This window comes from Bradyrhizobium sp. (assembly GCF_047605465.1).
GTDB lineage: Bacteria > Pseudomonadota > Alphaproteobacteria > Rhizobiales > Xanthobacteraceae > Bradyrhizobium.
Genome location: NZ_JASGFS010000002.1, coordinates 371,626 through 398,017, shown reverse-complemented (window position 1 = coordinate 398,017; position 26,392 = coordinate 371,626). Strand labels below are relative to the sequence as shown.

24 protein-coding genes are annotated in these 26,392 nt (G+C 64.9%); 2 read left to right on the top strand and 22 right to left on the bottom strand.

Annotated elements, in window-relative coordinates:
- From QM712_RS03700 to QM712_RS03660, 9 genes are all read right to left on the bottom strand, one after another.
- Nucleotides 1-643 (bottom strand): extracellular solute-binding protein (locus QM712_RS03700; RefSeq protein WP_415021686.1); only part of this gene is annotated, 643 nt, incomplete at its 3' end.
- 75 nt (nucleotides 644-718) lie between these two features.
- Nucleotides 719-1,048, bottom strand: a complete 330-nt coding sequence (locus QM712_RS03695; RefSeq protein WP_415021685.1) for a DUF2160 domain-containing protein — start codon at nucleotides 1,046-1,048, stop codon at nucleotides 719-721.
- 12 nt (nucleotides 1,049-1,060) lie between these two features.
- Complete coding sequence (locus QM712_RS03690) at nucleotides 1,061-1,867, bottom strand: carbohydrate ABC transporter permease (protein ID WP_415021684.1); 807 nt, start codon at nucleotides 1,865-1,867, stop codon at nucleotides 1,061-1,063.
- Nucleotides 1,867-2,841, bottom strand: a complete 975-nt coding sequence (locus QM712_RS03685) for a carbohydrate ABC transporter permease (protein ID WP_415021683.1) — start codon at nucleotides 2,839-2,841, stop codon at nucleotides 1,867-1,869. The genes QM712_RS03690 and QM712_RS03685 overlap by 1 nt, the downstream gene beginning before the upstream one ends.
- Entirely contained in the window at nucleotides 2,841-3,926 is a 1,086-nt protein-coding gene (locus QM712_RS03680; RefSeq protein WP_415021682.1) for an ABC transporter ATP-binding protein, read from the bottom strand. The genes QM712_RS03685 and QM712_RS03680 overlap by 1 nt, the downstream gene beginning before the upstream one ends.
- A 12-nt stretch (nucleotides 3,927-3,938) precedes the next feature.
- Nucleotides 3,939-5,078, bottom strand: coding sequence for an ABC transporter ATP-binding protein (locus tag QM712_RS03675; RefSeq protein ID WP_415021681.1), 1,140 nt, complete (start codon nucleotides 5,076-5,078; stop codon nucleotides 3,939-3,941).
- Nucleotides 5,075-6,625 carry a glycerol-3-phosphate dehydrogenase gene (glpD, locus tag QM712_RS03670; protein WP_415021680.1) on the bottom strand — a complete coding sequence of 517 codons (1,551 nt, stop codon included), beginning with the start codon at nucleotides 6,623-6,625 and terminating at the stop codon, nucleotides 5,075-5,077. Before glpD ends, QM712_RS03675 begins: the two co-directional genes overlap by 4 nt.
- A 391-nt stretch (nucleotides 6,626-7,016) precedes the next feature.
- Nucleotides 7,017-7,865: a DeoR/GlpR family DNA-binding transcription regulator gene (locus QM712_RS03665; RefSeq protein WP_415021679.1), complete on the bottom strand. Its 849-nt coding sequence runs from the start codon at nucleotides 7,863-7,865 to the stop codon at nucleotides 7,017-7,019.
- A gap of 89 nt (nucleotides 7,866-7,954) precedes the next feature.
- A complete protein-coding gene (locus tag QM712_RS03660; protein WP_415021678.1) occupies nucleotides 7,955-8,629 on the bottom strand; it encodes an HAD family hydrolase in 675 nt (224 codons plus the stop codon).
- Nucleotides 8,630-8,781: 152 nt separating this feature from the next.
- Between QM712_RS03660 and QM712_RS03655 the strand changes: the two genes are divergently transcribed.
- Nucleotides 8,782-9,252, top strand: a complete 471-nt coding sequence (locus QM712_RS03655) for a nuclear transport factor 2 family protein (RefSeq protein ID WP_415021677.1) — start codon at nucleotides 8,782-8,784, stop codon at nucleotides 9,250-9,252.
- A 174-nt stretch (nucleotides 9,253-9,426) separates the two neighbouring features.
- Here the strand turns inward: QM712_RS03655 and QM712_RS03650 are convergent, their stop codons facing one another.
- From QM712_RS03650 to QM712_RS03605, 10 genes are all read right to left on the bottom strand, one after another.
- The gene (locus QM712_RS03650; RefSeq protein WP_415021676.1) at nucleotides 9,427-9,618 is read right to left on the bottom strand and encodes a hypothetical protein; all 192 of its coding nucleotides are present in this window, start codon (nucleotides 9,616-9,618) and stop codon (nucleotides 9,427-9,429) included.
- Between the two features lie 232 nt (nucleotides 9,619-9,850).
- The gene (locus QM712_RS03645) at nucleotides 9,851-10,261 is read right to left on the bottom strand and encodes an acyl-CoA thioesterase (RefSeq protein WP_415021675.1); all 411 of its coding nucleotides are present in this window, start codon (nucleotides 10,259-10,261) and stop codon (nucleotides 9,851-9,853) included.
- Between the two features lie 7 nt (nucleotides 10,262-10,268).
- Nucleotides 10,269-12,365: a 3-hydroxyacyl-CoA dehydrogenase NAD-binding domain-containing protein gene (locus tag QM712_RS03640; protein WP_415021674.1), complete on the bottom strand. Its 2,097-nt coding sequence runs from the start codon at nucleotides 12,363-12,365 to the stop codon at nucleotides 10,269-10,271.
- Nucleotides 12,366-12,367: 2 nt separating this feature from the next.
- Complete coding sequence (locus QM712_RS03635; RefSeq protein ID WP_415021673.1) at nucleotides 12,368-13,651, bottom strand: acetyl-CoA C-acetyltransferase; 1,284 nt, start codon at nucleotides 13,649-13,651, stop codon at nucleotides 12,368-12,370.
- Entirely contained in the window at nucleotides 13,651-15,918 is a 2,268-nt protein-coding gene (locus QM712_RS03630) for an acyl-CoA dehydrogenase (protein ID WP_415021672.1), read from the bottom strand. The genes QM712_RS03635 and QM712_RS03630 overlap by 1 nt, the downstream gene beginning before the upstream one ends.
- 294 nt (nucleotides 15,919-16,212) lie before the next feature.
- A complete protein-coding gene (locus QM712_RS03625; protein ID WP_415021671.1) occupies nucleotides 16,213-16,836 on the bottom strand; it encodes a flavin reductase family protein in 624 nt (207 codons plus the stop codon).
- Nucleotides 16,837-17,116: 280 nt separating this feature from the next.
- Nucleotides 17,117-17,716 (bottom strand): TetR/AcrR family transcriptional regulator, encoded by a 600-nt coding sequence (locus QM712_RS03620; protein ID WP_415021670.1) that lies wholly within the window; start codon nucleotides 17,714-17,716, stop codon nucleotides 17,117-17,119.
- 31 nt (nucleotides 17,717-17,747) lie between these two features.
- Nucleotides 17,748-20,885, bottom strand: coding sequence for an efflux RND transporter permease subunit (locus QM712_RS03615; protein WP_415021669.1), 3,138 nt, complete (start codon nucleotides 20,883-20,885; stop codon nucleotides 17,748-17,750).
- A gap of 185 nt (nucleotides 20,886-21,070) precedes the next feature.
- Complete coding sequence (locus QM712_RS03610) at nucleotides 21,071-22,177, bottom strand: efflux RND transporter periplasmic adaptor subunit (protein ID WP_415021668.1); 1,107 nt, start codon at nucleotides 22,175-22,177, stop codon at nucleotides 21,071-21,073.
- 295 nt (nucleotides 22,178-22,472) lie between these two features.
- On the bottom strand, nucleotides 22,473-23,792 hold the full coding sequence (locus QM712_RS03605; RefSeq protein ID WP_415021667.1) for an MFS transporter: 1,320 nt from the start codon (nucleotides 23,790-23,792) through the stop codon (nucleotides 22,473-22,475).
- A 79-nt stretch (nucleotides 23,793-23,871) separates the two neighbouring features.
- Between QM712_RS03605 and QM712_RS03600 the strand changes: the two genes are divergently transcribed.
- Nucleotides 23,872-24,300: a DUF2809 domain-containing protein gene (locus QM712_RS03600; protein ID WP_415021666.1), complete on the top strand. Its 429-nt coding sequence runs from the start codon at nucleotides 23,872-23,874 to the stop codon at nucleotides 24,298-24,300.
- Between the two features lie 25 nt (nucleotides 24,301-24,325).
- Here QM712_RS03600 and QM712_RS03595 read toward each other — a convergent pair whose 3' ends face one another.
- The 3 genes from QM712_RS03595 to QM712_RS03585 all read right to left on the bottom strand — a co-directional run bounded on the left by QM712_RS03595 (nucleotide 24,326) and on the right by QM712_RS03585 (nucleotide 26,186).
- Complete coding sequence (locus QM712_RS03595) at nucleotides 24,326-25,486, bottom strand: winged helix-turn-helix domain-containing protein (RefSeq protein ID WP_415021665.1); 1,161 nt, start codon at nucleotides 25,484-25,486, stop codon at nucleotides 24,326-24,328.
- 116 nt (nucleotides 25,487-25,602) lie between these two features.
- The gene (locus QM712_RS03590; protein WP_415021664.1) at nucleotides 25,603-25,848 is read right to left on the bottom strand and encodes a hypothetical protein; all 246 of its coding nucleotides are present in this window, start codon (nucleotides 25,846-25,848) and stop codon (nucleotides 25,603-25,605) included.
- A gap of 101 nt (nucleotides 25,849-25,949) precedes the next feature.
- Nucleotides 25,950-26,186, bottom strand: coding sequence for a hypothetical protein (locus QM712_RS03585; RefSeq protein WP_415021692.1), 237 nt, complete (start codon nucleotides 26,184-26,186; stop codon nucleotides 25,950-25,952).
- Nucleotides 26,187-26,392: the final 206 nt, after the last annotated feature.

The following is a 26,392-nucleotide window of genomic DNA, read 5'->3' as shown; positions in this document are numbered from 1 at the left end:
CCTTGAACTTGGCCTTGTAGTCCGGATTGGTGAACCAGTCGTAGCGGAACCAGTAGAGGTTCGCGAACTGCTGGTCCGGGAGCTGATAGAGGTGACCGTTCGGCGCCGTGGTGAACGACTTGCCGATGAAGTCGTCGACGTCGAGCCCGGGGTTGGTGACGTCCTTGGCTTCGCCCTTCATCCATTCCGTCAGGTCGACGGCCTGGCCGTAGCGGAAGTGCGTTCCGATGAAGTCGGAGTCGTTGATCCAGCCGTCATAGACGTTCTTGCCGGACTGCATCTGGGTCTGGATCTTCTCGACGACGTCACCTTCCTGGATGATGTCGTGCTTGACCTTGATGCCGGTGATTTCCTCGAACGCCTTGGCGAGCGTGCGGGACTCGTACTCGTGAGTGGTGAGCGTCTCCGAGACGACGTTGATCTCCATGCCCTTGAAGGGTTGAGCGGCCTTGATGAACCACTGCATTTCCTTCAGCTGGTCGTCTTTCGACAGGGTCGACGGCTGGAATTCGCTGTCGATCCACTTCTTGGCGGCAGCTTCGTCCGCGCGCGCGGGTGCGGCGAGCGTCATCGAAGCCGCGACCAGCGCGACGGCACTGGTCATCGTCAGTAGACGGTCCTTCCTCGTACTCAAGTGACGCATGTAATTTCCTCCGGTTGCAGCAACAAACTAAACCAGGTCCGGGTTAGATCCCGGATCTGCTCGTTTTCACCTGCCTCAGACGGTGCGAAAGATCACCACGGCTGAGACAAGCGAAATCACAGTTGCGAGCCACAGGCTCGATATCTCGAATCCATCTTCCCCGATCGGCAACGAGGCGATCGGGTCGGTACCTACGATGCCGATCCAGGCCAGGTGAATGACCGCGGCGAGGATCAGCGAAACGAACAGGCGATCTCCGCGCGTGGTCGGGATGCGCAGGATTCCAACACGCTCGGCCTCGGGATAGGCCGCCGCGAGCCATGTCATGATCGCCAGCGTGCAGGCGATCGCCGCGAAGAAGATCGCGGTCGGCAGCGTCCAGGCCATCCATGCGATGGATTCCATTGTCCTCTCCCCTCACACCCGGCCGAGCGCAAAGCCGCGCGCGATGTAGTTGCGGACGAACCAGATCACCAGCGCGCCCGGAATGATGGTGAGCACGCCGGCGGCCGCCAGAAGCCCCCAATCCATGCCCGCCGCCGAGACCGTGCGCGTCATGACGGCGGCGATCGGCTTGGCCGCGACCGACGTCAGCGTCCGCGCCAGCAGCAGCTCGACCCATGAAAACATGAAGCAGAAGAAGGCGGCGACGCCGATGCCGCTCGCGATCAGGGGCACCAGGATCTTGATGAAGAAGCGCGGGAAGGAATAGCCGTCGAGGAAGGCGGTCTCGTCGATCTCGCGCGGCACACCCGACACGAAACCCTCGAGGATCCACACCGCCAGCGGAACGTTGAAGATGCAGTGCGCGAGCGCGACGGCCCAGGGGGTGTCGAACAGCCCGATCGCCGAATAGAGGTTGAAGAACGGCAGCGCATAGACCGCGGCCGGCGCCATGCGGTTCGACAGCAGCCAGAAGAACAGGTGCTTGTCGCCCAGGAAGCGGTAGCGCGAGAATGCGTAGGCCGCCGGCAGTGCCACCGAGATCGAGATGATGGTGTTGAGGACGACGTATTCCAGCGAGTTAATGTAACCGGAATACCAGCTCTCGTCGGTGAAGATGCGGCGGTAGTGCTGGAGCGTCGGGTTGTGCGGCCACAGCGTCATCGTCGAGACGATTTCGGCGTTGGTCTTGAAGCTCATGTTGACGAGCCAGTAGATCGGCAACAGCAGGAAGATCAGGAACAGCGCCATGATGAGGCGGCGGCCGGGGATCGAGTGCATCAGGCCACTCCTTCCTTCGGCTTGAGCGCGGTCGCGGGCTGAGGCGCGCCGGCCGGCTTGCGCGCCGTCTCCGGCTTCTCCTCCGCCTGCACCTTACGTTCGACGCCTGCATTGGTCATGACGGTATAGAAGATCCAGCACACGATCAGGATGATCAGATTGTAGACCAGTGACAGCGCCGCGGCCTTGCCGAGGTCGAACTGGCCGAGCGCGATCTTGACGAGCTCGATCGACACGAAGGTCGTCGAGTTGCCCGGCCCGCCGCCGGTCACCACGAACGGCTCGGTGTAGATCATGAAACTGTCCATGAAGCGCAGCAGCACGGCGATCAGCAGCACGCGGTTCATCTTCGGCAGCTGGATCGCCTTGAACACCGCCCAGCGCGAGGCGCCGTCGATCTGCGCCGCCTGGTAATAGGCCTCGGGGATCGACTTCAGGCCGGCATAGCACAGCAGCGCGACGAGGCTGGTCCAGTGCCACACGTCCATCACGATGACGGTGACCCAGGCGTCGATGTCGTTCGAAACGTAGTTGTAGTCGAGCCCGATGGCGTTGAGCACATAGCCGAGCAGGCCGATATCCGGCCGGCCGAAGATCTGCCAGATCGTGCCGACGACGTTCCACGGAATCAGCAGCGGCAGAGCGAGGGTGACGAGGCACGCCGCGACGGTCCAGCCCTGGCGCGGCATCGACAGCGCGACGACGATGCCGAGCGGCACCTCGATCGCAAGGATCACCAGCGAGAAGAACAGGTTGCGGCCGAGCGAGGCGAGGAAGCGGCTGCCGAGATCGGTCGAGGGATCGAGCAGCTCCTTGAACCAGCCGACGCCGTTCCAGAAGAACTGGTTGTTGCCGAACGTGTCCTGCATCGAATAGTTCACCACCGTCATCAGCGGCAGCACCGCCGAGAAGGCGACGACGAGGAACACCGGCAGCACCAGGAACCAGGCTTTTTGGTTGACTGTCTTGTCCATCAGGCGGCCCCCTCCACCAGAAGGCTGTCGGCATAGACGTGGACGTGCGACGGATCGAATCTCAAGCCGACCGAGCCGTCGGACGAGGTGAAGCCGGCCGGCGCACGCGCCGCGAGCTTTGCGTCACCGAGGCGCGCACGGGCAAAACGGATGCGGCCGAGATCGTCGATCCGCTCGATCTTCGCGCTGAGCAGTCCCGGCGCGGATGCGACCACCTCCACGAATTCGGGGCGCACGCCGATCTCGATCTTGGCACCCGCGGGCAGCTTGTCGTAGCTGCGATCAAGTGCGATGACGTGGCCGTCGATCCGCGCCTCGCGTCCCCTCACCTCGGCCGGCAGGATGTTCATGCCGGGCGAGCCGATGAAATATCCGACGAAGGTATGCGCCGGCTTGTCGAACAGCTCGGCCGGCGTGCCGCTCTGCACCACGCGGCCGTCATGCATGACGACCACGGTATCGGCGAAGGTCAGCGCCTCGGTCTGGTCGTGGGTGACATAGATCATCGTGAGATCGAGTTCGCGATGCAGCGCCTTCAACTTGGAACGGAGCTGCCACTTCAGCTCGGGATCGATCACGGTCAACGGTTCGTCGAACAGCACGGCGGCGACGTCGGAGCGCACGAGGCCGCGGCCGAGCGATATCTTCTGCTTGGCATCCGCCGTGAGCCGCGTCGCCTTGCGGTTCAGATAGGGTTCGAGGTCGAGCAGGCGGCCGATCTCGGCGACGCGCTTGTCGATCTCGGCCTTCGGCACGCCGCGATTCTTCAGCGGAAACGCCAGGTTCTGTCCCACCGTCATGGTGTCGTAGATCACCGGAAACTGGAACACCTGCGCGATGTTGCGCTTCTGGGTCGACAGCGGCGTGATGTCCTGGCCGTCGAACAGGATCTTTCCGCGCGACGGCGTGATGATGCCGGAGATGACGTTGAGCAGCGTGGTCTTGCCGCAGCCGGACGGCCCGAGCAGCGCATAGGCGCCGCCCTGCCGCCAGGTCATCGTCACCGGCTTCAGCGCAAAGCTCTCCGGCGGCGCGTCGTTGCCGCCGTAGGAATGGGCGAGATCGACGAGGTCAATGCGGGCCATGTCGCATCCCCCTCAGCTATTGTTCTTTGACGCGTTTTCGTGACGCGAGGTGCCGGGCACTTCGCCTGAAAACGCTATGGGACCAGGTGCGGCGACCAAACGGTCGGCCGCGTCGAAGACGAAGACGTCGTTGGGATCGAGAACGGCGTCGATGGTCTGTCCGGGCTCGAACTCGTGCACGCCGTGCAAGACCGCAACCCAGTTCGATCCATCGCGGGTCAGATGCACGAAACTCTCCGAACCGGTGATCTCGGTCACCGTCACCGTGGCGTGGAAGGCATGCCGATCGGCCTCGCCGTTGGCCAGTCCGAGCTGGTGCGCGCGGAAGCCGACGCGGTAGGTCCCGTCGGCCAGCGAAGCGTAGAGGCCGGAGGCCGGCGACACCGTGCCGCCGGCATAGGCGACCTGCCCGTTCTTCTTCTCGATACCGACGAGGTTGAGCGGCGGGTCGGAGAACACCTGCGCGACGCGCAGCGTCTCCGGACGGCGGTAGACGTTGGAGGTCTCGCCGATCTGAAGCGCCTTGCCCTCCCACATGCAGACCGTGTTGCCGCCGAGCAGGAGCGCCTCGGTCGGCTCGGTCGTGGCATAGACGAAGATCGCGCCGGAGGCCTCGAAGATGCGAGGGAGCTCCGCGCGCAGCTCTTCGCGAAGCTTGTAGTCGAGATTGGCGAGCGGCTCGTCGAGCAGCACGAGATCCGCGCCCTTCACCAGCGCACGCGCGATCGCGGTGCGCTGCTGCTGGCCGCCCGACAACTGGAGCGGCGTGCGCTTCAGGAACGGCTCGAGCCGCAGCAGCCTGGCGGCCTCGGCCACGCGCTTCTCGATTTCCTCACGTGGCTTGCCCTGCACGCGCAGCGGCGAAGCGATGTTCTCGTACACCGTCAGCGACGGATAGTTGATGAACTGCTGGTAGACCATCGCGACGGAGCGCTGGCGCACGTCGGCGCCGGTGACGTCCTTGCCGTTGACCAGCACCTTGCCCGATGTCGGCCTGTCGAGCCCGGCGAGGAGTCGCATGATCGAGGTCTTGCCCGACAAGGTCGGTCCGAGCAGCACGTTGAGCGTGCCGCTCTGCAGCGTCAACGAGACGTCGCGGATGTGCGGAATCCCATCGACAGTCCGGGTCACGTGATCAAGCGTCACGGTCATGAGCGTCCTCCTGCTTCCAGCAGGGAACTTTGCTGCACACCATGGGTCCTGATCCAGTCATCGAGGGCGGCGATCGCGTCGGCAGATAGTCGCAGGCCGAGCTTGGAACGGCGCCAGACGATGTCCTCCGCCGTGACGGCCCATTCATTGGCCATGAGGTAGCGGACCTCCCGTTCCGTCAGTGTTGCGCCGAAGGCCTGGCCGAGATCGGCCGCCGATTTCGCATCGCCCAGCAGCTTGAGGGCGCGGGTGCCATAGGCACGTGCGAGACGCCGCGCATGCTCGTGGCTGAGGAAGGGATAGCCGCGCTGCAGCTCGGCGATCAGGCCGTCGACATCGGACACGCTCATGTCACCGCCCGGCAGCGGCCATTTGCCGGTCCAGCCCTCGCGCGCTTTCGCACTGCGGAGATAGGGCGCGAGCCGCTCAAGCGCCTCTTCCGCAAGGCGGCGGTAGGTCGTGATCTTGCCGCCGTAGATCGAGAGCAGCGGCACGCCACCGGGCATATCGAGCTCGAACACGTAGTCGCGTGTCGCCGCCTTGGCTTCGCTGGCGCCGTCGTCATAGAGCGGACGCACGCCGGAATAGGTCCAGACGACCTCCTCGGGCGTAACCGGCTTGGCCAGATATTCGCTCGCCGCGGCGCACAGATACTGGATCTCCTCGGCCGTTGCCTTCACCTTGGACGGGTCGCCGTCATAGTCGCGATCGGTGGTGCCGATCAGCGTGAAGTCATCCTGGTAGGGAATGACGAAGATGATACGACCGTCCGCGTTCTGGAACATGTAGGCGCGATCGTGATCGTAGAGCTTTTTCACGACGATGTGCGAGCCCTGCACCAGGCGCACCTTGGCCTTGGCGTTGACGCCGGCGCCGCGGCCCAGCACGTCCTCGACCCAGGGACCACCGGCGTTGACCAGCGCGCGGGCCTGGATGGACGAGCGCGCGCCGGTCAGCGTGTCGACCATGCTGACGGTCCAGATGCCGTCGGCCTGATGGATCTCGGTCGCGCGGGTGCGGGTGCGGATCTCCGCGCCCTTGTCGGCGGCATCGCGCGCATTGAGCACGACGAGGCGGGCGTCATCGACGAAGCAGTCCGAATATTCGAACGCACGCGTGTAGCGGTTCGGGATCAGCGGGCGCCCGACTTCGTCGCGCCTGAGATCGACCGAACGAGTCGCCGGCAACAGGTGACGGCCGCCGATGTGATCGTAAAGGAAGAGGCCGAGACGCAGGAGCCAGGCGGGGCGCAGGCCGGCGTGATGCGGCAAAACGAAACGCAAGGGGCGGATGATGTGGGGCGCGATGCCCCAGAGAATCTCGCGCTCGATCAGGGCCTCGCGGACGAGGCGAAACTCGTAATATTCGAGATAGCGCAGGCCACCATGCACGAGCTTCGTCGACCAGGACGATGTCCCGCTCGCCAAATCGTTCATTTCACACAAGAAAACGGAATTGCCCCGGCCCACGGCGTCGCGCGCGATGCCGCAACCGTTAACACCGCCTCCGATGATGGCGAGGTCGAAAACACGCTCCAAAAGACGCATCCCCCGGCGACCGCCCGTTCAGCGAGCGGCTACTTTCGCTTTTGATTAGATCACACCGAAAAACGAAAGCAAGATGAAAGAGAGGCGAAAGGAAGCGAAAACGGAACTTTTTCTGTGGGCAGGGAGGCGAAGGAATAGGCAGGAGCTTTCCCGCCGCGCCTGAAGGTCAGGACTTTGCGAGCATGAGAGGTATGGGAGCCTGCAGCCATCCTTCGAGACGCCCGCCTGCGGCGGGCCCTCAGGATGAGGTCGCGTCCCGCGGCAAGATGACAGACCCTCATGGTGATAGCCCGTGCAGGTGGGGCTCGAACCATACAGGCCACCGCGTTCGGCGGCATCGCAACGATCACTTGCGGTAACCCGCCTCGAAAGCGGGAGGGCAAATGCAGCGCTATCGAAGCCTGACCACCGGCGCGGCTTCGGGCACCGCGTCCTGCGCATCGGCCTGGGACTCCTCGACGTCCCCCGCGCCCTTCGGCATCGCCTCCACCACCTCGATGCCCTTGCCGTGGCAGATGGTGGCGAGGCGCTCGGGCAGCTCCTGGTCGGTCACGAAGGTCTGGATCTGGGTGATGTGCGCGATCCGGACCGGCGCGCTGCGCCGAAGCTTGGTGGAGTCGGCCACCAGCATGACGCTGCGGGCATTGGCGATGATGGCCTGCGCGACCTGCACCTCGCGATAGTCGAAGTCGAGCAGTGCGCCCTCTTCGTCGATCGCGGATGCGCCGATGATGGCATAATCGACCTTGAACTGGCCGATGAGCTGCGTCGCGGTCGACCCGACCACACCGCCGTCAGCCCGTCTCACCGTGCCGCCCGCCACCACCACCTCGATACGCGGATGACGGTAGAGCAGCATGGCGACGTTCAGGTTGTTGGTGATGACGAGGAGATCCTCATGCGAGGTCAGCGCGCTCGCCACCTCCTCCGTCGTCGTACCGATGTTGATGAACAGCGAACAGCCGTTCGGAATCAGGGAGGCGGCCGCCGCACCGATCGCCTTCTTCTCGTCGGCGGCGACGAAACGACGTGCCTCATAAGCGAGATTCTCGACGCCGGAGGCGATGATGGCGCCGCCATGGATGCGGGTCAGCGAACGGCGCTCGCAGAGATCGTTGAGATCCTTGCGGATGGTCTGCGCGGAGACCTCGAAGCGTCGCGCCAGCTCCTCGACCATGACGCGGCCGGAGGCGCGCGCGATGTTGAGGATTTCGGCTTGGCGATGGGTCAGTCCGGTCACGGCAGGAGCCTCAAGTCAGAGCGATGCATGGTGCGGCGGTTCGCGCGATCGGTCAATGCGAGACGCGATCACGGTTAACGGACGCCCGCTCACCACGTCATGGCGGCGGCGAGGCGCGCAAGCAAATCCGGATCGTCAAAGGCGCTCGCGGATGCGATTGCGCCTGCGGCAACAAGGTCAGCATGGCTGAGGCTCGTCCGGATGCCGATGGTCGGAATGCCGGCCGCAGTCGCCGATTGCACGCCGGAGCGGGAATCCTCGAATGCGATCGCAGCCTGCGCGCCGGCGCCGGCGAAACGCAGTCCCTCCTGATAAGGCAGCGGATGCGGCTTGCCGTGCGGCAGCTCGTCTCCGATCACGATCGCCTTGAAGCGGCGCGTGATGCCGAGACCGGACAGCAGCAGCTCGGCGTTCAGACGTGGCGCGTTGGTAACCGCGACCATGGGAATGCCGGCGTCATCCGCGCGGTCGAGCAGCGCCATCAGGCCCGGTAGCGGTTCGATCTGCCCCGCGACGAGCGTACGGAAGACCTCCTCCTTCTCGCCGAGAATCTGCGCGCGCCGATCGAGCGCCTCACCACCGAGGAAGCGCTCACCGATCGAGGCGTTGGAGAAGCCCTGAAGCTCCTTCGAGAACCGGGCATGGTCGAAGACATGTCCGCGCGGCCCGAGCACCTGGTTGAACGCCTTCAGGTGCAGCGGATCAGTGTTGGCGAGCGTGCCGTCGATGTCGAACAGCAATGCCTTGCCACCTGCCTGCATCATTTCCCTACTCTCCTCGCCCGCGGCGCATCGATGCGCGAGACGTATCAATACGTCCTGATTTGCGCAATGCAACGCGGCGGCGGGCCGGGCGCCACTCGACAAGATCCGGCGTGGCTGCAACACTCGCCGCAAGACCAAAAAGGGAGGAAACGATGACCATCAACCGGCGCGAACTATCGATCTCGGGCCTTGCGCTTTCGACCCTGGCTGCCTCCGCGCTTGCTCTGACGCCCGGCGCTGCACAGGCTGCCTCGGCCGACGAGGACGCCGTCGCGAAGAAGGTCGAGGCCTTCCGTCTCGCCCAGATCGCCGCCGATCCCAAGGCGCTCGGCGCGCTCTGCTGGGACGATCTCAGCTACAGCCATTCCAACGGCAAGGTCGAGGACAAGGCGACTTTCATCGCCAACGCCACCGACGGCAAATCGAAATTCCTGTCGATCGAATACCAGGACCCAACCATCAAGGTCGTCGGTCCCGCGGCGATCGTGCGCTTCCACTGGATCGCCGAACAGGAGATGGCGGCCGATGGGAAGAAAGTGCCGACCAATCTTCACATCCTGATGAACTGGCAGAAACAGGGCGACGAGTGGAAGCTCCTGTCGCGCGCCGCAACGAAGTTGTAACGATCGTTAACCTCCCCCCTGACGGGGAGAGGGTGGGCGTTGCTTCGGCATTTGTTTCGAAACGGCTGCCGCAGGCGGCCTCGGCCACCTTCGCTCATACGGGAAGAACGAAGATCGGGCGGCAAAAGATTCCGACCTCGCGCTGGGCGTGGTCCGGAATGACCGATGGGACGACTACGCCGCCTCCTTCACATCGCCGTTAACCAGCTTGCGTGCAGCGCGCTCGGCTTCGCGGGCGTTGCGAAAAAGCTGTCCTTCGAGACGATGGAAGCGGTGGGACGAGGCGAAGAAGCAGTAGCCTCCCGGAGAGCGGACCACGATGCCCGCGGTCTGCGAATTAACTTCGATGATGTAGCTGTCCGGCATGCCCGTTGATTCCTCAGTGCGGGCAGATAACGGCATCTTTGCCCGAAGGTTCCTCAGGCAAATCGGCCGGTTTCCACCCCGAATCGACAGGCAATTGAGTACGCTGAGACCTCATCCGTTTTATGACTGGTTCTTGGCGAAGACGCGACGCGTTGACTCAGTCGCGCCTCGTTTGGCGTGCCGCACGTCTTCGTGAGATGAGAGTTGAGATGAGATTTGGCGGCGCGGGAGATCATGTCGCGATCGGCGGATCGACTTTCTGGATCGCCTGCGGACGCCCCTCGTCGTCGATCGAGACGTAGGTGAAGTTTCCGTCCGTCACCAGGATCGGCGAAAGCTCCCGTCGCCGCAGCGCCCAGGCTTCGAGATGCACCGTCAGCGAAGTGCGCCCGACGCGGACGAGATTGGCATAGACGGAGACGAGATCGCCGACATAGACCGCCTTGCGGAAGTTCATCGCCTCGATCGCAACGGTGACCGTGCGCGATCTCGCGACCTTCGAGGCGAACACGCCGCCGCCGACGTCCATCTGGCTGAGCAGCCAGCCGCCGAAGATGTCGCCATTGGCATTGGTGTCGGCGGGCATCGCCAGCGTCCGGATGCAGAGATCCCCGTTCGGTCCGGGGGCGGCCTGTTCGCTCATGCGGCTCTCACTTGAAATTGTCCCAGCCCGGATCGGGGGCGAAACGCGCCCCAAACCTTTCGGCAAGCCCGCGCATCGTGGACACGACATTCTCCACGCCGCGCGTGCGCGCGTAGTTCAGGGGCCCGCCGCGGAACGGCGCATAGCCGGTGCCGAAGATCATGGCGCCATCGACCGCGTCCGGATCGTCGACGATCCCCTCGCGAAGAGCAGCCACGCAGACGTTGGACATCGGCAGCACGAGGCGATCGATCATCTGGTCGGTGACACGTGGCCCGGTCTCGGGAAGCGGCGCCTTTTCGGCCTTGCCGTCCTTCCAGACGTAGAAGCCCTTGCCGGATTTGCGGCCGAGCTCGCCCTTGGCAACCTTCTCGCGCAGCCACGCCGGCGTCGGCGGCAGCAGATCGCCGAACTTCGTGCGCAGCATGTCGCCGACATCGATACAGATGTCGAGCCCGACCTGGTCGGCCAGCTCGATCGGTCCCATCGGCATGCCGAACTGTTCGGCCGCGGCGTCGATCAGGCGCTGGTCCGTCTTCTCGTCCAGCATCACCATCGCTTCCAGCATGTACGGCGTCAGCGCTCGGTTGACGAGGAAGCCGGGCGAGCTTTTCACCGACAGCGGCAGGCGGTCGATCGCACCGACGAAGGCCAGCGCCTCTTTCAGCACTTGCGGGTTGTTGCCGTCATGGCTGACGACCTCGACCAGTTGCAGCCGCGACACCGGGTTGAAGAAATGCAGGCCGACCAGCTGCTCCGGCCGCGCCAGACCGCTGCGCAGATCCTGCAGCGGGATGCTCGAGGTGTTGGTCGACAGAATCGCGCCCGGCTTCATCCGCGGCTCCAGGCCGGCATAGACCTTCTGCTTCAGCTCCAGCTTCTCCGGTACGGCCTCGATGAGGAGATCGGCATTGCGGACGCCCTCCCCATCCATGTCGGGGATGAGGCGATCGAGCGCGTCGCGTACATCGGTCGGCTTGCGAATGATCTTGCGGTAGAGCTCGGCGGCGCGCTTCACGGCCCCCGCGATCGGCTCCGCCTTCATGTCGGCGAGCGACACCCGCAACCCCTGCCCCGCGCACCATGCGGCGATGTCGCCGCCCATGGCGCCGGCGCCGATGACGTGGACGTGCTTGATCGCGTTGCCGGAGCCCGCCGCCTTCTTCATCTGCTCGCGCAGGAAGAACACGCGGATCAGGTTCTGCGCGGTCGGCGTCACCATCAATCTGGCGAACGAGGCCTGCTCGGCCTTCAGCATCGCGGACTTGCTGCCGCCGTGGGCTTCCCAGAGATCGATCAGCGCATAGGGCGCCGGATAGTGCTCGCGCGGCGCCGCCTTCGCCGCCTCCGACCGCATGCGCCTGGCCAGCAGGCCGCGCACGGGCCCGAAACCGGCAGCACGGGTGAGCAACCCCGGACGTGCCCGCTTCAACCGGCCGAACAGCGCATCCTTTACCGCGTTGCGGACGTGCCGCTCCTGCGTCACCGTGTCGACGAGGCCGAGTGATTTGGCCCGGCGTGCATCGATGGTGCGGCCGGTCAGCATCAACGCCATCGACTGGGTCGGATTGACCAGCGCGGTAAAACGGGCGGTGCCGCCGAGGCCCGGGTGAAGCCCAAGCATCACCTCGGGGAAGCCGAAGCGCGCGCCTTCGATGGCGATGCGCGACTGGCAGGCGAGCGCGACCTCGAGGCCGCCGCCGAGGCAGAAGCCGTGGATGACCGCGACCGTCGGCAGCTTCAGCGCCTCCAGATGGTCGACCACCGCATGCGCGGCGCGGATGCGCGTCTCCACCATCTCGGGATCGCTGACGCCGCGGAATTCGTTGACGTCGGCGCCCGCAATGAAGCCCGACGGCTTGGCCGAGCGGATCACGAGCCCGGCCGGACGCTCGGTCTCGATCGCGGCGAGCACCGTGTCGAACTCCTCCATCACGTCCGAGGACAGCGTGTTGGCGCTGGCACCGGCGCGGTCGAACAGGAGCCACGCCACACCGTCGGCGTCACGCGTCAGCTTGAAGTTCTTGTACGGACCATCGCTTGCGGGTTGAGGCCCGAGCGCCAGGACGCGGTCGCCCAGCGCGGTCATGATCTTCGAATCCATGGTCACACCGCCTCGATCAGCATGGCGCCGCCGAGCCCGCCGCCGATGCATTCGGTCGCGACCCCGCGCCGCGTGCCGAGCCGCTTCATCGCATTGACGAGATGCAGCACGATCCGGTTGCCGGAGGTGCCGACGGGATGGCCGAGCGAGATGGCGCCGCCATCGACATTGAGTTTCTCGCGGTCGATCTCGCCGGCCGCGCCGTCGAGGCGGAGGATCTCGCGGCAGAATTTCTCGTCGTTCCAGGCCGCAAGGCAACCAAGCACCTGCGTCGCGAAGGCCTCGTTCAATTCCCAGGTCTCGACGTCCTGGATGGTGAGGTCGTTGCGCTGGAGCAGCGGCGTTGCGGACATCACCGGACCAAGCCCCATGATGCTCGGATCGAGCGCGGCCCAGTTGCTGTCGACGATGACGGCCTTCGGTGTCAGCTTGTGCTTGGCGACCGCCTCGTCGGAGGCGAGGATCACCCACGAGGCGCCGTCGGTGATCTGCGAGGAATTGCCCGCGGTGACCTGGCCCCAGGGACGCTCGAACACCGGCCTCAGCTTCGCAAGCGTCTCCGTCGATGAGTCCGGGCGCACCCCGTCGTCATGATCGAAGAACTTGCCGTCACGGGAAAAGGCGGTCTCGACCTCGCCCTTGAGAAACCCTTCGGCCTGGGCACGCGCGAGCCGGCGATGGCTCTCGGCGGCATAGGCGTCGGACTGTTCGCGCGTGATGCCGAAGAGATGGCCGACGACCTCGGCGGTCTGGCCCATGTTCAGATCGGTGATGGGATCGGTGAGCCCGCGCTCCAGCCCGATGATCGGCTTGAGATAGCCCGGGCGCAATTTGAAGGCGGCAGCCAGCTTCGCGGCGGCGCCCTTGGCGGTGGCAAGGCCGGCGAACCAGCGCACGCCGGCGTTCGGCCACACCAGCGGCGCGTGGCTCAGCGCCTCGGTGCCGCCTGCGAGGATCATGTCGGCATGGCCCTCGCGGATGTAGCGATAGGCCGTGTCTATCGACTGCATGCCGGAGCCGCAATTGATCTGCACGGTGAAGGCGACCATGTCCTCGCCCATGCCGAGCCGCAACGCCGCGACGCGGGCCGGATTCATCTCGTCCGCGATGACGTTGACGCAGCCGAGGATGACCTGGTCGAAATCATCGGGCGCGAACGGCTGGCGCGCCAGCAGCGGCCGGCCGCATTGCACGGCGAGGTCGACCGGCGTGAACGGACCAGGCCCCGAGCGCGCCTTGAGAAAAGGCGTCCGGCTGCCGTCGACGATGAAAACCGGTCGTGCCATCAGCTCGCCGCCCTCTGCTCACCGAGTTCCTGGAAGAACTGATGCACGTCGCCGCTTTTCTTGTAAATCGGCGACAGCGCCTCCGGCGCAAAATCGTCGACCTCTATCACTTTTGTGACGGCTTCGCGGGCCGCGGCAAGCCGTTCGCCCTCGGCCTGCGTGATCACGCCCTTGCCGACGGCATCCTTCCAGTCGCGGACATGCGCGGCGCGCATGCGCCTGGCGATCGCATCGGTGCCGGCGACCAGCGCGAACGCGCGCTCCAGGCGGGCAAATCCGCTGTCGTCGTCGACATGGGCGAGATCCGGCGTGAGGCGGTCGCGCGCCGCGGACGGCTCCAGCACGAGACCCGCGCACTGATGCACGACGCGGTCGCTCGGGCCCAGCACGCGCGCACCGAAGGGCTGGACCACGAGTTTCAGGACGGCGGCGACGAAGCGGTTCGGCAGGTTGGCGAGAATTTCGGCGAGCCGGTTCTCGATCGTCCGGAAGCCGGTCGCCATGCACCATTCCAGCGCCGCGAAGTCCTCCTTCTGTCGGCCTTCGTCCTGCCAGCGCTTCAGCGCCGCCGAGAGCAGATACAGTTCGGACAGGATGTCGCCGAAACGCGCCGACAGCATCTCCTTGCGCTTGAGCGCGCCGCCGAGCGTGAGCAGCGCCATGTCGGCGCACAGCGCGAACGCGGCGGAATAGCGCGAGAGCTGGCGGTAGAACTCCGTCGCCTCGCCGGCATCCGGCGCCGGCGCGAAGGCGCCGAAAGTCCAGCTCCGGCCCAGCGCACGGAACAACGTCTTGAAGCTATGGCCGACATGCTTCCAGAACGCGCCGTCGAACGCGGTCAGACCGCGCTCGCGGTCGGTGTCGGCGAGTGCGTTCATCTCGTCGAGGAGATAGGGATGCGCGCGGATGGCGCCCTGCCCGAACACGATGAGGTTGCGGGTCAGGATGTTGGCGCCCTCGACCGTGATGCCGACGGGCACGGCGCGATGCAGGTTGCCGATATAGTTCTGCGGACCGTCGATCACGGCCTTGCCGCCATGGATGTCCATGGCGTCGTCGACCGCGATACGCATCCGCTCGGTCGCGTGCAGCTTCATGATACCGGAGATGACGGCGGGATGAACGCCGGCGTTCAGCGCCGCGCAGGTCAGCCGCCGCGCCGCGTCGAGCTGATAGGCGGTCGCGACGATGCGCGCGAGCGGCTCCTCGACGCCCTCGAACCTGGAAATGGAGATGCCGAACTGTTCGCGGATACGCGCATAGGCACCGGTGGTGCGCGCGGCGAAGGCCGCGCCCGCGGCCGACAGCGAGGGCAGCGAGATGCCGCGGCCGGCGGCGAGCGCCGTCATCAGCATCTTCCAGCCCTGCCCGAGCCGCTCCTTGCCGCCGATGACGTAATCCAGCGGAATGAAGACGTCGCGGCCCCAGTTCGGGCCGTTCTGGAAAACCTGCATCGACGGCAGATGCCGATGACCGATCTCGACACCGGGAAGATTGGTCGGAATCAACGCGACGGTGATGCCGAGCTCCTCCTGCTGACCGACGAGGTGATCGGGATCATAGGCCTTGAAGGCGAGACCGAGCAGCGTGGCGACGGGACCGAGCGTGATGTAGCGCTTGTGCCAGTTGAGCTTGAGGCCGACGACCTCGCGGCCTTCGAAGATACCCTTGCAGATGATGCCGGTGTCGACCATCGAGGCGGCGTCGGAGCCGGCCTCGGGGCTGGTCAGACCGAAGCAGGGAATGTCGCGGCCGTCGGCCAGCCTCGGCAGCCAGCGCTCCTGCTGCTCTTTCGTGCCGAAGCGCATCAGAAGCTCGCCCGGCCCGAGCGAGTTCGGCACCATTACCGTCACGGCGGCGGCGATCGAGCGCGTCGAGATCTTGCGCACCACTTCCGAATGCGCATAGGGCGAGAAGCCGAGTCCGCCGAACTCCTTCGGAATGATCATGCCGAAGAATCTTTCGCGCTTGATGAAGGCCCAGACGTCCTGCGGCAGATCGCGCCATTCCCAAAATATCTTCCACTCGTCGAGCATGGCGCAGAGTTGGTCGACCGGACCGTTGAGGAAGGCCTGCTCCTCGTCGGTCAAGCGCGCCTGCGGCACCTTCAGCAGCTTCGACCAATCCGGGTTGCCGGTGAAGAGATCGGCGTCCCACCAGACGTCACCGGCTTCCAGCGCCTCGCGCTCGGTGTCGGACATCGACGGCAGCACGCCGCGCGCCCAGGAAAAGATCGGCTTGGTGATGGTGTCGCGGCGGAAGCTCATGGCAAACCTCATGCATCGGCGCGGTTGTCGGCATTTTAGCGGAAAGTGGCCGGTAGAAGTGAAGACTTCGCCCGCAAAAAGAAGCGAATTGACGCGGCCGGACGACCCCCGGACCATAACGGCCGGGGTGCGGGAGCAGTTCCGGGAGGGGAAATGGGACTGAATGTCGCCGACGTCATACTTGCGGACGAGGCGCGAAAGCCGAACCTGGTATCCGTGTATCCGCGGACACATGGATGCCGTCAGCGCCCTGACGGCGCGTCCCCGCATGACGTGTGGAGGGCCCGAACCGGATCAGCCCGGCCGGTTCATCTCGAACATGTTTTCCGGCTTGATCTCGAAATAATCGCCGCGGCGGCCGGCGCGAACGATCGGATGGGCGGCTGCGGTCTGGTAGACGCCGTCCTTGATCATCGCCTTGTCGATATGAACGGCCACGACTTCGCCGAGCGTCAGCCAGGCATCGGCCTGCCTGCCGTCGGCGCCCTTGAGGCGGACGATGTCGGATACCTTGCACTCGAAGGCGACCGGGCTTTCGCCGACCCGCGGCACGTTGACGAGCTTGCCCGGGACCGCGGTGAGGCCCGCGAGCTTGAACTCGTCGACCTCGGGAGCGACCTGCGCCGCAGTCGCGTTCATGTGCTTGGCCAGATCCATCGTGGCGAGATTCCAGACGAACTCGCCGGTCTGCTGGATGTTCTCGACCGAGTCCTTCCAGTTGATGGAGGAGAAGCCGATGATCGGAGGCACGTAGGCGAAGGCGTTGAAGAAGCTGTAGGGCGCGAGGTTGACGTGGCCCCTGGCGTCGCGGGACGAGATCCAGCCGATCGGCCGCGGCGCGATGATGGCATTGAATGGATCATGCTTGAGGCCGTGGCCCTTGGACGGTTCGTAGAAGTGCAGGTCTTTGTCTGTCACGCGCTGTTCCTTCTGGTCATTGCGTGCGCAGCGAAGCAATCCAGAGCGCCCCGCTCTCATCCTGAGGAGCGCGGAACGCGCGTCTCGAAGGATGAAGGCCGCGCTGGTGGCCCCGCCCTTCGAGACGCGCGCGAAGGGAGCACTCTTCAGGCTGAGGGTCTCCCAGACTGGATAGCTTCGCTGCGCTCACAATGACGGAGTTTGTTGAACCGTCCTTGCCTACCGACAACCGGTCAGCCTGAGGCAGCAATTGTGCTTATAGGAGAAATTCCTCGGCCCGTCAGTGGCGCGGCGACAGACCGGCGATCACGAAATCGATCATCTGGTCGATGGTGGGACCCGGCTTGGCGGCGCACTGGGCGATCATCTGGGGGTGGAAGAAGCGCATCATCGCGGTGCAGGCGCAGAGCGAGGCCAGTTGCAGGTCCGGCGCCTCGAATTCACCCGAAGCGGCGCCTTGCGCGATCATCTGGCCGATCGTCGTCGTGATCAGCTCCATGTGGACGACGCAGACGTCCCAGTCCTCCTGCATCGCGATCTCGACCATCTCGTGCAGCTTTGAATCGCCGACATAGCGTTCGGTGTTCATGCGGTGGATGGTGGTGAGCAGTTCGCGGAAGCGCTCCAGCACCGGACCCGGCCGGGCGACGATGCGCTGGGCCTCGAGCTCGACCTCGCCCATCAAGCCCCGCGCCACCGCCTGATGGATCGCCTTCTTCGATTCGAAGAAGCGATAGACATTGGCGGGGCTCATCCTGAGCTCCTTGGCGATGTCCCCGACCGTGGTCTTCTGATACCCGATCTGGCGAAACAGCCGCTCGGCCACCTCCAGGATACGATCCCGGGTGTCGCCTTCGATATGTTCCGCTACAAGTGTCATCTGTCAGGACTCGTCAATCAGCACTCTTCATTTATTCAGCCGCTTCAGCAAGCGGAATTGCGTGCTGGTCATCGCTCCCATGCTGCGGCGCGGCAGGTCGCTCGGCCGGACCGGCCTCGTCCAGGCTCTTCCTGAACCAGAGGGCGTAGAGGCCCGGCAGGTACAGGAGGGTGAGGAAGGTTGCAACGAACAATCCGCCCATGATGGTGATCGCCATCGGGCCCCAGAACGCTGAACGGGACAGCGGGATCATGGCGAGGATGGCAGCGAGCGCCGTCAGCACGACCGGACGGGCGCGCCGGACGGTTGCCTCCACGATCGCCTCGCGTCGGGTGAGACCGTGCGAAACGTCGGTCTCGATCTGGTCAACCAGGATGACCGTGTTGCGCATGATCATGCCGGCGAGCGCGATCAGGCCGAGCAGCGCCACGAAGCCGAACGGGGCATTGGCGACGTTGAGCCCGAAGGACGCGCCGACGATGCCGAGCGGCGCCGTCAGGAACACCAGGAACAGGCGCGAAAAGCTCTGGAGCTGGATCATGAGCAGCGTCAGCATCACCATGACCATCACCGGGAAGAGGATGAAGATCGAGGCATTGCCCTTGGCGGATTCCTCGAACGCCCCGCCAGGCTCGATGCGATAGGCCGGCTCGAGGTGGTCCGTGATTGCCTTCAGCTTCGGCGAGATCTGGTTAGTGACGTCAGGCGCTTGCACGCCATCGACGACGTCGGAGCGCACGGTGATCGCCATGTCGCGGTTGCGCCGCCACAGGATCGGCTCCTCGTGGGCATATTCGATCTTGGCGATCTGCTGCAGCGGCACAGCGACGCCGTTGCGCGAGGTGATGGTCAGGTCGCCGACACCGCCGAGGTCGAGGCGTTCGGACGGGATCGCACGGGCAACCACGCCGACCTTCTCGATGCCGTCGCGCACCGTCGTCACCTGCGCACCCGAGATCAGCATCGCGAGGGCCTGTGAAACGTCCTGCGGGGTCAGGCCCATGGCACGCGCCCGGTCCTGGTCGACGACGAGCTTCAGGTAGGGCGACTGCTCGTTCCAGTCGAGTTGGACGTCCTTGACGTTCTTGTTCTCGCGCATGACGTCGCGGACCTGATAGGCGATCTCGCGCACTTTGTTGGCATCGGGACCGATGACGCGGAACTGGACGGGGAAGCCGACCGGCGGACCGAAGTTGAAGCGGTCGACGCGCACGCGCGCCTCGGTCAGCATGCCGTCGGCGACCGCGCCCTCGATCTTGGCCTTGACGCGCTCGCGCGCCTCGACGCCCTTGGCGACGATGACGATCTCGGCGAAGGCCTCGTTCGGAAGCTGCGGGTTCAGCCCAAGCCAGAACCGCGGCGAGCCCTGCCCGACATAGGATGTATAGGTCTCGATATCCTTGTCGTCCTTCAGCAGCGTCTCGGCCTTCTTGACCGCCTTCTCCGTTACGTTGAAGGCCGTGCCTTCGGGCAGGCGAAGCTGGAGGAACAGCTCGGGACGTTCCGACAGCGGGAAGAATTGCTGCTGCACATGGCCGAAACCGACGATCGAGGCGATGAACACGCCGACGGTCGCGACAACCACCGTGATGCGGTGATTGACGCACCACTGCACGATGGCGCGCAGGCCGCGATACATCCGGGTCTCGTACACCGCATGCGGATCGTGGTTGTGATGCGCCTTCATCTCGGGCAGCAGCTTGACGCCGATATAGGGCGTGAAGATCACCGCCACGAACCAGGAGGCGACCAGCGCGATCGCCACGATCCAGAAGATGCTGCCGGCATATTCGCCGACTGCGGAATTGGCAAAGCCGATGGGGAGGAAGCCAGCGGCCGTGACCAGCGTTCCCGTGAGCATCGGAAACGCGGTTGATTCCCAGGCAAAGGACGCCGCTCGCATGCGGTCCCAGCCCTGCTCCATCTTCACCACCATCATCTCGACCGCGATGATGGCGTCGTCGACCAGCAGGCCGAGCGCGATGATCAGCGCTCCCAGCGTGATGCGATGCAGGTCGAGCGACATCGCGTTCATGACGACGAAGACGATGCCGAGCACCAGCGGCACCGAGAGAGCGACCACGATGCCGGTGCGCCAGCCGAGTGCCAGGAACGACACGAACAGCACGATGACGAGCGCTTCCATGAAGGAATGCACGAACTCGCCGACGGCGTGCTCGACCACCTTGGGCTGGTCGGCGATGAGCCGGACGTCGACGCCCTGCGGCACAGCCTTCATGAATTCGGCGGTCGCCTTCTCGACGTCCTTGCCGAGCTCGAGAATGTTGGCGCCCTTGGCGGTGACGACACCGATACCGATCGCGGGCTTGCCTTCCTGGCGCACGATGAAGCTCGGCGGATCGACATAGCCGTGCGTGACCGTGGCAATGTCGCCCAGGCGGAACACGCGCCCGTTGCTCTCGACCGGCGTCTCGGCGACCGCCTTGGCACCGTCGAGCGCACCGGTGACACGCAGCGGCACGCGCTGCGACGAGGTCTCCACCGTGCCGGCGGGCGTCACGTTGTTCTGCTTGGCGAGGGAATCGAACAGAGCCTGCGGCGTGATGCCGAGGGTCGCGAGCTTGGCGTGGCTGAACTCGACGAAGATTCGCTCGTCCTGGGTGCCGTAGACGTCGACCTTGGTCACGCCCGGCACCTTCAGGAGGCGCTGGCGGAAGCCTTCCGAAACCTTCTTGAGCTGCGCATAGTCGGCGCCGTCGCCGGTCATCATGTAGAGAATGGAATCGACGTCGGAGAACTCGTCATTGACGACGGGCCCGAGAATTCCGGCCGGCAATTGGCCCTGCACGTCGGCGAGCTTCTTGCGCAGGAGATAGAAGAGATAGGGCACGTCCTTCGGCGGCGTGGAATCGCGGAAGGTCACCTGCAGCGCCGTGAAGGCGGGCTTGGAGTAGGTCTGCACCTTCTCGAAATAGGGCAGCTCCTGGAGCTTCTTCTCGATGGGATCGGCGACCTGGGTCTGCATCTCCTGCGCGGTCGCGCCCGGCCACATCACCGAGACGTTGACGACCTTCACCGTGAAGAACGGATCCTCGGCCCGGCCGAGCTTCTCATAGGAGAAGAAGCCGGCGGCGCCGAGCACGATCATCAGGAACAGAACCAGCGTCGGATGGCTGACGGCCCAGGCCGAAAGGTTGAAGCGCTTCATCGCACTCTCCGTAGGACGATCCAATTGCTAGGCGGCAGCCACCGGTTCAACCCGTCGTCGCGAGGCAGCGAAGCAATCCAGGGGGCTGGGCAGGTTCTGGATCGCTTCGCCGCTTCAGCCTTCGCATTCGCGCTCGGGCCGAAACTCACCTCGCAACGAGGAACTCGTAATCTCAAACGTCGGGACTAGAAGGACAGCGACGAAACGATCCGCACCTTCTGGCTGGGATCGAGCTTCTGCACGCCGAGGGCAACGATCTTGGCGCCCTCCGCCACGCCGCCGGTGATGACGACGTCGTTGCTCTCGTAGGCCTTGACCGCGACCGGCTTCAGCGTGACCGCGCCGTTGTCGTCGACCACGTAGAAGGACGGCTTGCCGCCTTCGTTGAACAGCGCCGAGAGCGGCAGCCGTGCGACACGCTCGGTCGCGGCGTCCGACAGCGTGAGCGTCGCAGTCATGCCGAGCGCGACCTTGTCGTCGGCCTCGGGCAGCGAGAACTTCGCCAGATAGGTGCGCGTGGCGGGATCGGCGGCCGGCGCGATCTCCCGCAGCTTGGCGGCGTATTTCTTGTTGGGCTCCGACCAAAGAGTGACGCTGGCGGCGCCCGACTTGGCGCGTCCGACCAGCGTCTCAGGGATCGCGACGACCGCTTCCTTCTCGGCAAAGCGGGCGACGCGGATCGAAGCCTGGCCCGCGGCAACCACCTGGCCGGGCTCGATCAGCGTTGCCGTGACGACGCCGCGGGCGTCGGCAAGAAGCGTCGCGTAGGAAAGGGAATTCTTGGTCAGTTCGACCGAGCGGACGGCGCGGTCGAGGCGCGCACGGGCCTCGTCGGCGGATGCGCGGCTCTGGTCGAGTTGGGCGTCGGTGGTCCAGCCCTTGGCCTTCAGATCCTTGGCACGCTGTTCGGCGGCCGCGGCCTGGGCCAGCACGCCGGTCGCGGCGGTCTGCTCGGCGACGGCCTGCTCGGCCTGCAGCTTCAGATCGATTTCGTCGAGGGTGGCGAGCGGCTGACCGACTTCAACGGTCTGGCCGACCTCGACCAGGCGCTTTGCGACCTTGCCGGCGACGCGGAAGCCGAGATCGCTCTCGATCCGGGGCCTGACCGTACCCACGAAGCTGCGCTCGGGTGTCTCCGCATCATAATGGGCGGTTGCGACCAGGACCGGCCGCGGCGGCTCGGCCTTCTCGGCAACCGTATCGTTGCACCCTGCCAGCGCGACAGCCATCAGGGCCAGCGATGCACCTGCCAGCAGCCTGGAATAGCTCGACAATACCATCCGGACGAACATCGAAGGACACTCCTGCATCTCAATTGAGACGAGTGTCGAATAATCACTGATAAAAGTCAATAATCGTCAGTCATCAGGAAAGCGTGATCGTTAAGGGGCGGTAAGGATTAGCAATGCCGATGAGGCGGTATTTGGGTAAGCTCAACGAGCGTGGTCAGTAAACTCGGCACATACAGACTCGCCCCGGATGCACGCAGCACAATCCGGGGCCTCTGAGTTCGGGCGAGTAAACGGAGAGTTCGCTTTGCTCCGTCCGGGGTCCGGGCTACGCGACCGGGCTACGCGAGCGACTTTCTCATCGCCGCTGTTCGACGAACTCGTGCCTGGTCTCATGGCCGCCGATGAAGACCAGGATGCCGGCGAGGAACGGCAGGATCGCAAGCACAAGTAGGCCGGTCGAGGTCTGGCCCGTCGCCTCCTTCACCCAGCCGATCAGATAGGGTCCACCGAAGCCCGCGAGGTTGCCGATCGAATTGATCAGCGCGATGGCGCCGGCCGCGGCGGTGCCGGAGAGCCAGGCGGTCGGCAGGGTCCAGAACACGCCGAAGACACAGAAAACGCCGATTGCGGCCACCGTCAGCACCACCATCGTGATGGTGGGATCGGTGATGTAGCTGGAGATCGCGAGCGCGATCGCGATCAGGATCATCGGTGCGCCGACATGGAACACCCGCTCGCGCTTGGCATCCGACCGCCGGGCCCACAGGATCATCGCGATGGTGCCGAACAGGTACGGGATCGCGGTGACGAAGCCGGTCTGCGCATTGGTGAGGCCGAACGCCTTGACGATCTGCGGCAGCCAGAACTGCATGCCGTAGAGTGCGGCGACGAAGCCGAAATAGATCAGGCTCAGCGTGATCACCTTCGGCGAGGACAGGGCTTCACCGAGCGAGAGATGCTTCACCGCCTGCTTGGCCGCAATTTCGGAATCGAGCTTGGTCTTGAGCCAGGCCTTCTGCTCGGCCGTCAGCCAATCCGCCTTTTCCGGCCGATCGGTCAGGTAGAACCAGGTGACGATGCCGAGCAGCACCGACGGGATGCCCTCGAGGATGAACAGCCACTGCCAGCCCTTCAGGCCCATCACGCCGTCCAGCCCGAGCAGCAGGCCGGAGATCGGCGCGCCGATGACGGTCGAGACCGGCACGGCGATGGCGAAGGCGGCGAGGAAGCGGGCGCGGTACTCGGCCGGATACCAGTAGGTGAGATAGAGGATGATGCCGGGGAAGAAGCCGGCTTCGGCGATGCCCAGCAGGAAGCGCAGCACGTAGAAGCTCGTCTCCCCGCTCACGAGCGCCATCAGCGCCGAGATGATGCCCCAGGTCACCATGATGCGGGCGATCCAGCGGCTGGCGCCGAACTTCTCCAGCGCCAGATTGCTCGGCACCTCGAAGATGAAATAGCCAATGAAGAAGATGCCGGCGCCCCAGGAGAAGATCAGCGGCGTGAACTTCAGCTCGGCGTTCATGGTCAGCGCGGCGAAGCCGAGATTGACGCGGTCGAGATAGGAGAAGAAGTAGGCCAGGACCAGGAAGGGAATCAGGCGCCAGGAAATGGCGCGGATGGTCGAGGTCTCGATGTCCGACTTGGCGTTGCCGGCATAGGTGGTCTGGCTCATGCTTCCCCCCGGGGTTGTTGCTTTTTTAGGGCCAGAGGCGGTTTTGAGCATCGCGGGCAAAGAGTCAATGGAGCAAGCAATGCACGGTGCGCAGCCGGTCAAACCCATTGCGCCGCGACAGAGGTCGCTGATCCGCGCCGGGCTGGCGGCGGTCGTGATCGTCTGCGGGCTGTCGCTGCGCTGGTACGGGTTTCCGCTCGGGCTTCCGGCCTTCGTCGTGAAGTATGGCGGCTCGCTGCTGTGGGCTACGATGGTGTTTCTGCTGGTCGGGGTCTTGCTGCCGCGGCTGACGCGGACCCAGATTGCCGCCATCGCCATGATGATTGCGGTCGTGGTCGAGTTCTCCAGGCTGGCGCACGCGCCCTGGCTCGATGCGTTCCGGCTGACGACGGCCGGCGCGCTGCTGTTGGGGCGCATCTTTTCGCTGTGGAATCTGGCGGCCTATGCGATCGGAATTCTGGTCGGCGTCTGGATCGACCGTTTCGTCGAACTGCGCAGGGGCGGCTAGCCTAACGTACCTGGCGAAAGCCGACTCACTCCGCCAGCTGAAACCGCTCGAAACGATCGAGCTCGTCTTCGATCGCCCGCTTGAGCTCCTTGCGCCCCGCCGTCTTCCTGCCGTTGCCGACCCAGGTCCATTTCTGCATCAGCAGCTTCCGGGCCTGCCGGTCGGTCTTGAGGTCGAGCGCGGCGACGATCTCGTCGCCGACCAGCACCGGAAGCGCGAAATAGCCGAGCTTGCGCTTGGCCTTCGGCACATAGGCCTCGAACAGATGATTGTAGCCGAAGATGAGATTGGTGCGCTTGCGCTGGATGATCAGGGGATCGAAGGGCGAGAGGATGTGGACGAGATCGGGCGGCACCTCGCCCGCTTCCAGCGCGGCAGGGGTCGCCCAATGCGCCTGCTTGCCGGCCCCGTCGATCGCGACCGGCACGAGCTCGCCGCGACGGACTCGCGAGGCGATCAGGCCGGCGACCGCCTTCTTGCTGGGCGCGTCGAGATGGCAGATCGAATCGAGGCTGACGGCGCCCTGCGACCGCAGCGCGCGGTCGAGCAGATAGGCCGTGATGTCCCTCGCCGGAGCCGGCTTCGGCAGCTTGTCCCAGCCGAAATGGCGCGCCATCAGCTCATAGGTCTTGAGCATGCCCTGACGTTCGCTGACGGTCGCAACGCCGGTGTAGAAGGCGAGTTGCAGCGCCCGCTTCGAGGGCTTGCGGCTCTGCCACAGATGCTCCTTCTCGGTGAGCACGTCATCCTCGATGTCCCGGATCGTCAGCGGGCCGGCGCGCAGCAGCCGCATCACCTTGCGCATGTCCGCCGGCGTGACCGAGGCGTACCATTTGTGGCCCTCGCGGCGGTGCTCGCGCATCGCCGGCAGGAAGAAGCGGAAGTCGCTCGCCGGCACGTAGGAGAGCGCATGCGTCCAGTATTCGAAGACGCTCTTGTCGACGCTCTGGGCGTGGCGCAGGTCGGCACGGCGATAGGACGGAATGCGGCTGAAGAGGATGTGGTGGTGGCAGCGCTCGATCACGTTGATGGTGTCGATCTGCACATAGCCGAGATGAGCGATCGCATCCGCCACGGCCCGCGCGCCCTCCCCGAACGGGGCGCGGACGTCCAGCCGCTGGGCATGCAGCCAGATCTGCCGGGCCTGCGTCGTGGTGAGCGGAAGCGGTTTGGGCGCGCGTGACATTGCGGGAAGCAATGTAGTGGGATTCGCGCCCGGGAAAAGGAGACGGCGAGGGAGCGCCACAAGAAAAGGCCACGCTGCCAACTGCTGACAGCGCGGCCCGATGATGCGGCCGGAGCCTACTTCATCGCCATCGCCTTCTCGGCGTTGATGTAGTGCTTGCAGGCGCCGCGCATGTTGCCTTTGCTCATGTCGGAATTGGCCGAGGCCATCGCCTTCCTGGCCGCGATCTTGCCCGGCGTGTCTTCGCCGCCCATGCCGACGACGAGCTTCGCCATGTTGGCGCTGGTGCACGAGATCTTGGCGGCCGATGCCGGAGACAGAGCGAGTGCAACGAACGACGCGGCGAGCAACAGGGTCTTCATCAAGTTTCCTCCTCAGGGAAAACGACGCCGGCCTGATGCCGGCCGGGGCAGTATTCATCGTTCTGAGACAGGGCCGCGAAGGTGATGCGACTTTCGCTGGTTCAGTGTGCGGCTTTTGGGCGCTCCCCGACGCTGCCGGTCGCCACGTCCGGCTCGCAGGATGCCCTGCCCCGTCCCTCCGCCTGGCAGCGGTAGACGTTGCCGGTGAGGCGATCGACCAGCCACATGTTCTCGTCGTTGGGCCCGTCAATGCCGACGTAGCGGCTGGTCACTCCCGTGATCAGGGTCGACAGCAGGATCGCCACCGCGATCATCGCCGCGCCGATGTAGATCGGCATCGAGTTCAGGAACACAGTCCGATCCGGCTGGCCACTGCGATAGAGCTGGTAGTCACTTGGCCTCGGCACTGGATGGAACTCGGCTCCCTTCGCTTGCGATCTTCGACTGACGTCGTCTGCTAGGCGCGCATCTGGCCGATTTCTTGTTCGCAGCCGGGCCGAGCCTAGACAGCTTTGCGACGATCGATGTGCGGAGGTTTCCAATG

What these genes read in the sequence shown, in the direction of transcription:
- QM712_RS03610 (WP_415021668.1), bottom strand. Translation starts at nt 22,177, where the DNA reads ATGTTCGTCCGGATGGTATTGTCGAGCTATTCCAGGCTGCTGGCAGGT.
- QM712_RS03635 (WP_415021673.1), bottom strand. Translation starts at nt 13,651, where the DNA reads ATGGCACGACCGGTTTTCATCGTCGACGGCAGCCGGACGCCTTTTCTC.
- QM712_RS03655 (WP_415021677.1), top strand. Translation starts at nt 8,782, where the DNA reads ATGACCATCAACCGGCGCGAACTATCGATCTCGGGCCTTGCGCTTTCG.
- QM712_RS03645 (WP_415021675.1), bottom strand. Translation starts at nt 10,261, where the DNA reads ATGAGCGAACAGGCCGCCCCCGGACCGAACGGGGATCTCTGCATCCGG.
- glpD (WP_415021680.1), bottom strand. Translation starts at nt 6,625, where the DNA reads ATGCGTCTTTTGGAGCGTGTTTTCGACCTCGCCATCATCGGAGGCGGT.
- QM712_RS03585 (WP_415021692.1), bottom strand. Translation starts at nt 26,186, where the DNA reads ATGCCGATCTACATCGGCGCGGCGATGATCGCGGTGGCGATCCTGCTG.
- QM712_RS03660 (WP_415021678.1), bottom strand. Translation starts at nt 8,629, where the DNA reads ATGATGCAGGCAGGTGGCAAGGCATTGCTGTTCGACATCGACGGCACG.
- QM712_RS03695 (WP_415021685.1), bottom strand. Translation starts at nt 1,048, where the DNA reads ATGGAATCCATCGCATGGATGGCCTGGACGCTGCCGACCGCGATCTTC.
- QM712_RS03620 (WP_415021670.1), bottom strand. Translation starts at nt 17,716, where the DNA reads ATGACACTTGTAGCGGAACATATCGAAGGCGACACCCGGGATCGTATC.
- QM712_RS03595 (WP_415021665.1), bottom strand. Translation starts at nt 25,486, where the DNA reads ATGTCACGCGCGCCCAAACCGCTTCCGCTCACCACGACGCAGGCCCGG.
- QM712_RS03650 (WP_415021676.1), bottom strand. Translation starts at nt 9,618, where the DNA reads ATGCCGGACAGCTACATCATCGAAGTTAATTCGCAGACCGCGGGCATC.
- QM712_RS03680 (WP_415021682.1), bottom strand. Translation starts at nt 3,926, where the DNA reads ATGGCCCGCATTGACCTCGTCGATCTCGCCCATTCCTACGGCGGCAAC.
- QM712_RS03675 (WP_415021681.1), bottom strand. Translation starts at nt 5,078, where the DNA reads ATGACCGTGACGCTTGATCACGTGACCCGGACTGTCGATGGGATTCCG.
- QM712_RS03605 (WP_415021667.1), bottom strand. Translation starts at nt 23,792, where the DNA reads ATGAGCCAGACCACCTATGCCGGCAACGCCAAGTCGGACATCGAGACC.
- QM712_RS03615 (WP_415021669.1), bottom strand. Translation starts at nt 20,885, where the DNA reads ATGAAGCGCTTCAACCTTTCGGCCTGGGCCGTCAGCCATCCGACGCTG.
- QM712_RS03690 (WP_415021684.1), bottom strand. Translation starts at nt 1,867, where the DNA reads ATGCACTCGATCCCCGGCCGCCGCCTCATCATGGCGCTGTTCCTGATC.
- QM712_RS03590 (WP_415021664.1), bottom strand. Translation starts at nt 25,848, where the DNA reads ATGAAGACCCTGTTGCTCGCCGCGTCGTTCGTTGCACTCGCTCTGTCT.
- QM712_RS03685 (WP_415021683.1), bottom strand. Translation starts at nt 2,841, where the DNA reads ATGGACAAGACAGTCAACCAAAAAGCCTGGTTCCTGGTGCTGCCGGTG.
- QM712_RS03630 (WP_415021672.1), bottom strand. Translation starts at nt 15,918, where the DNA reads ATGAGCTTCCGCCGCGACACCATCACCAAGCCGATCTTTTCCTGGGCG.
- QM712_RS03600 (WP_415021666.1), top strand. Translation starts at nt 23,872, where the DNA reads ATGCACGGTGCGCAGCCGGTCAAACCCATTGCGCCGCGACAGAGGTCG.
- QM712_RS03640 (WP_415021674.1), bottom strand. Translation starts at nt 12,365, where the DNA reads ATGGATTCGAAGATCATGACCGCGCTGGGCGACCGCGTCCTGGCGCTC.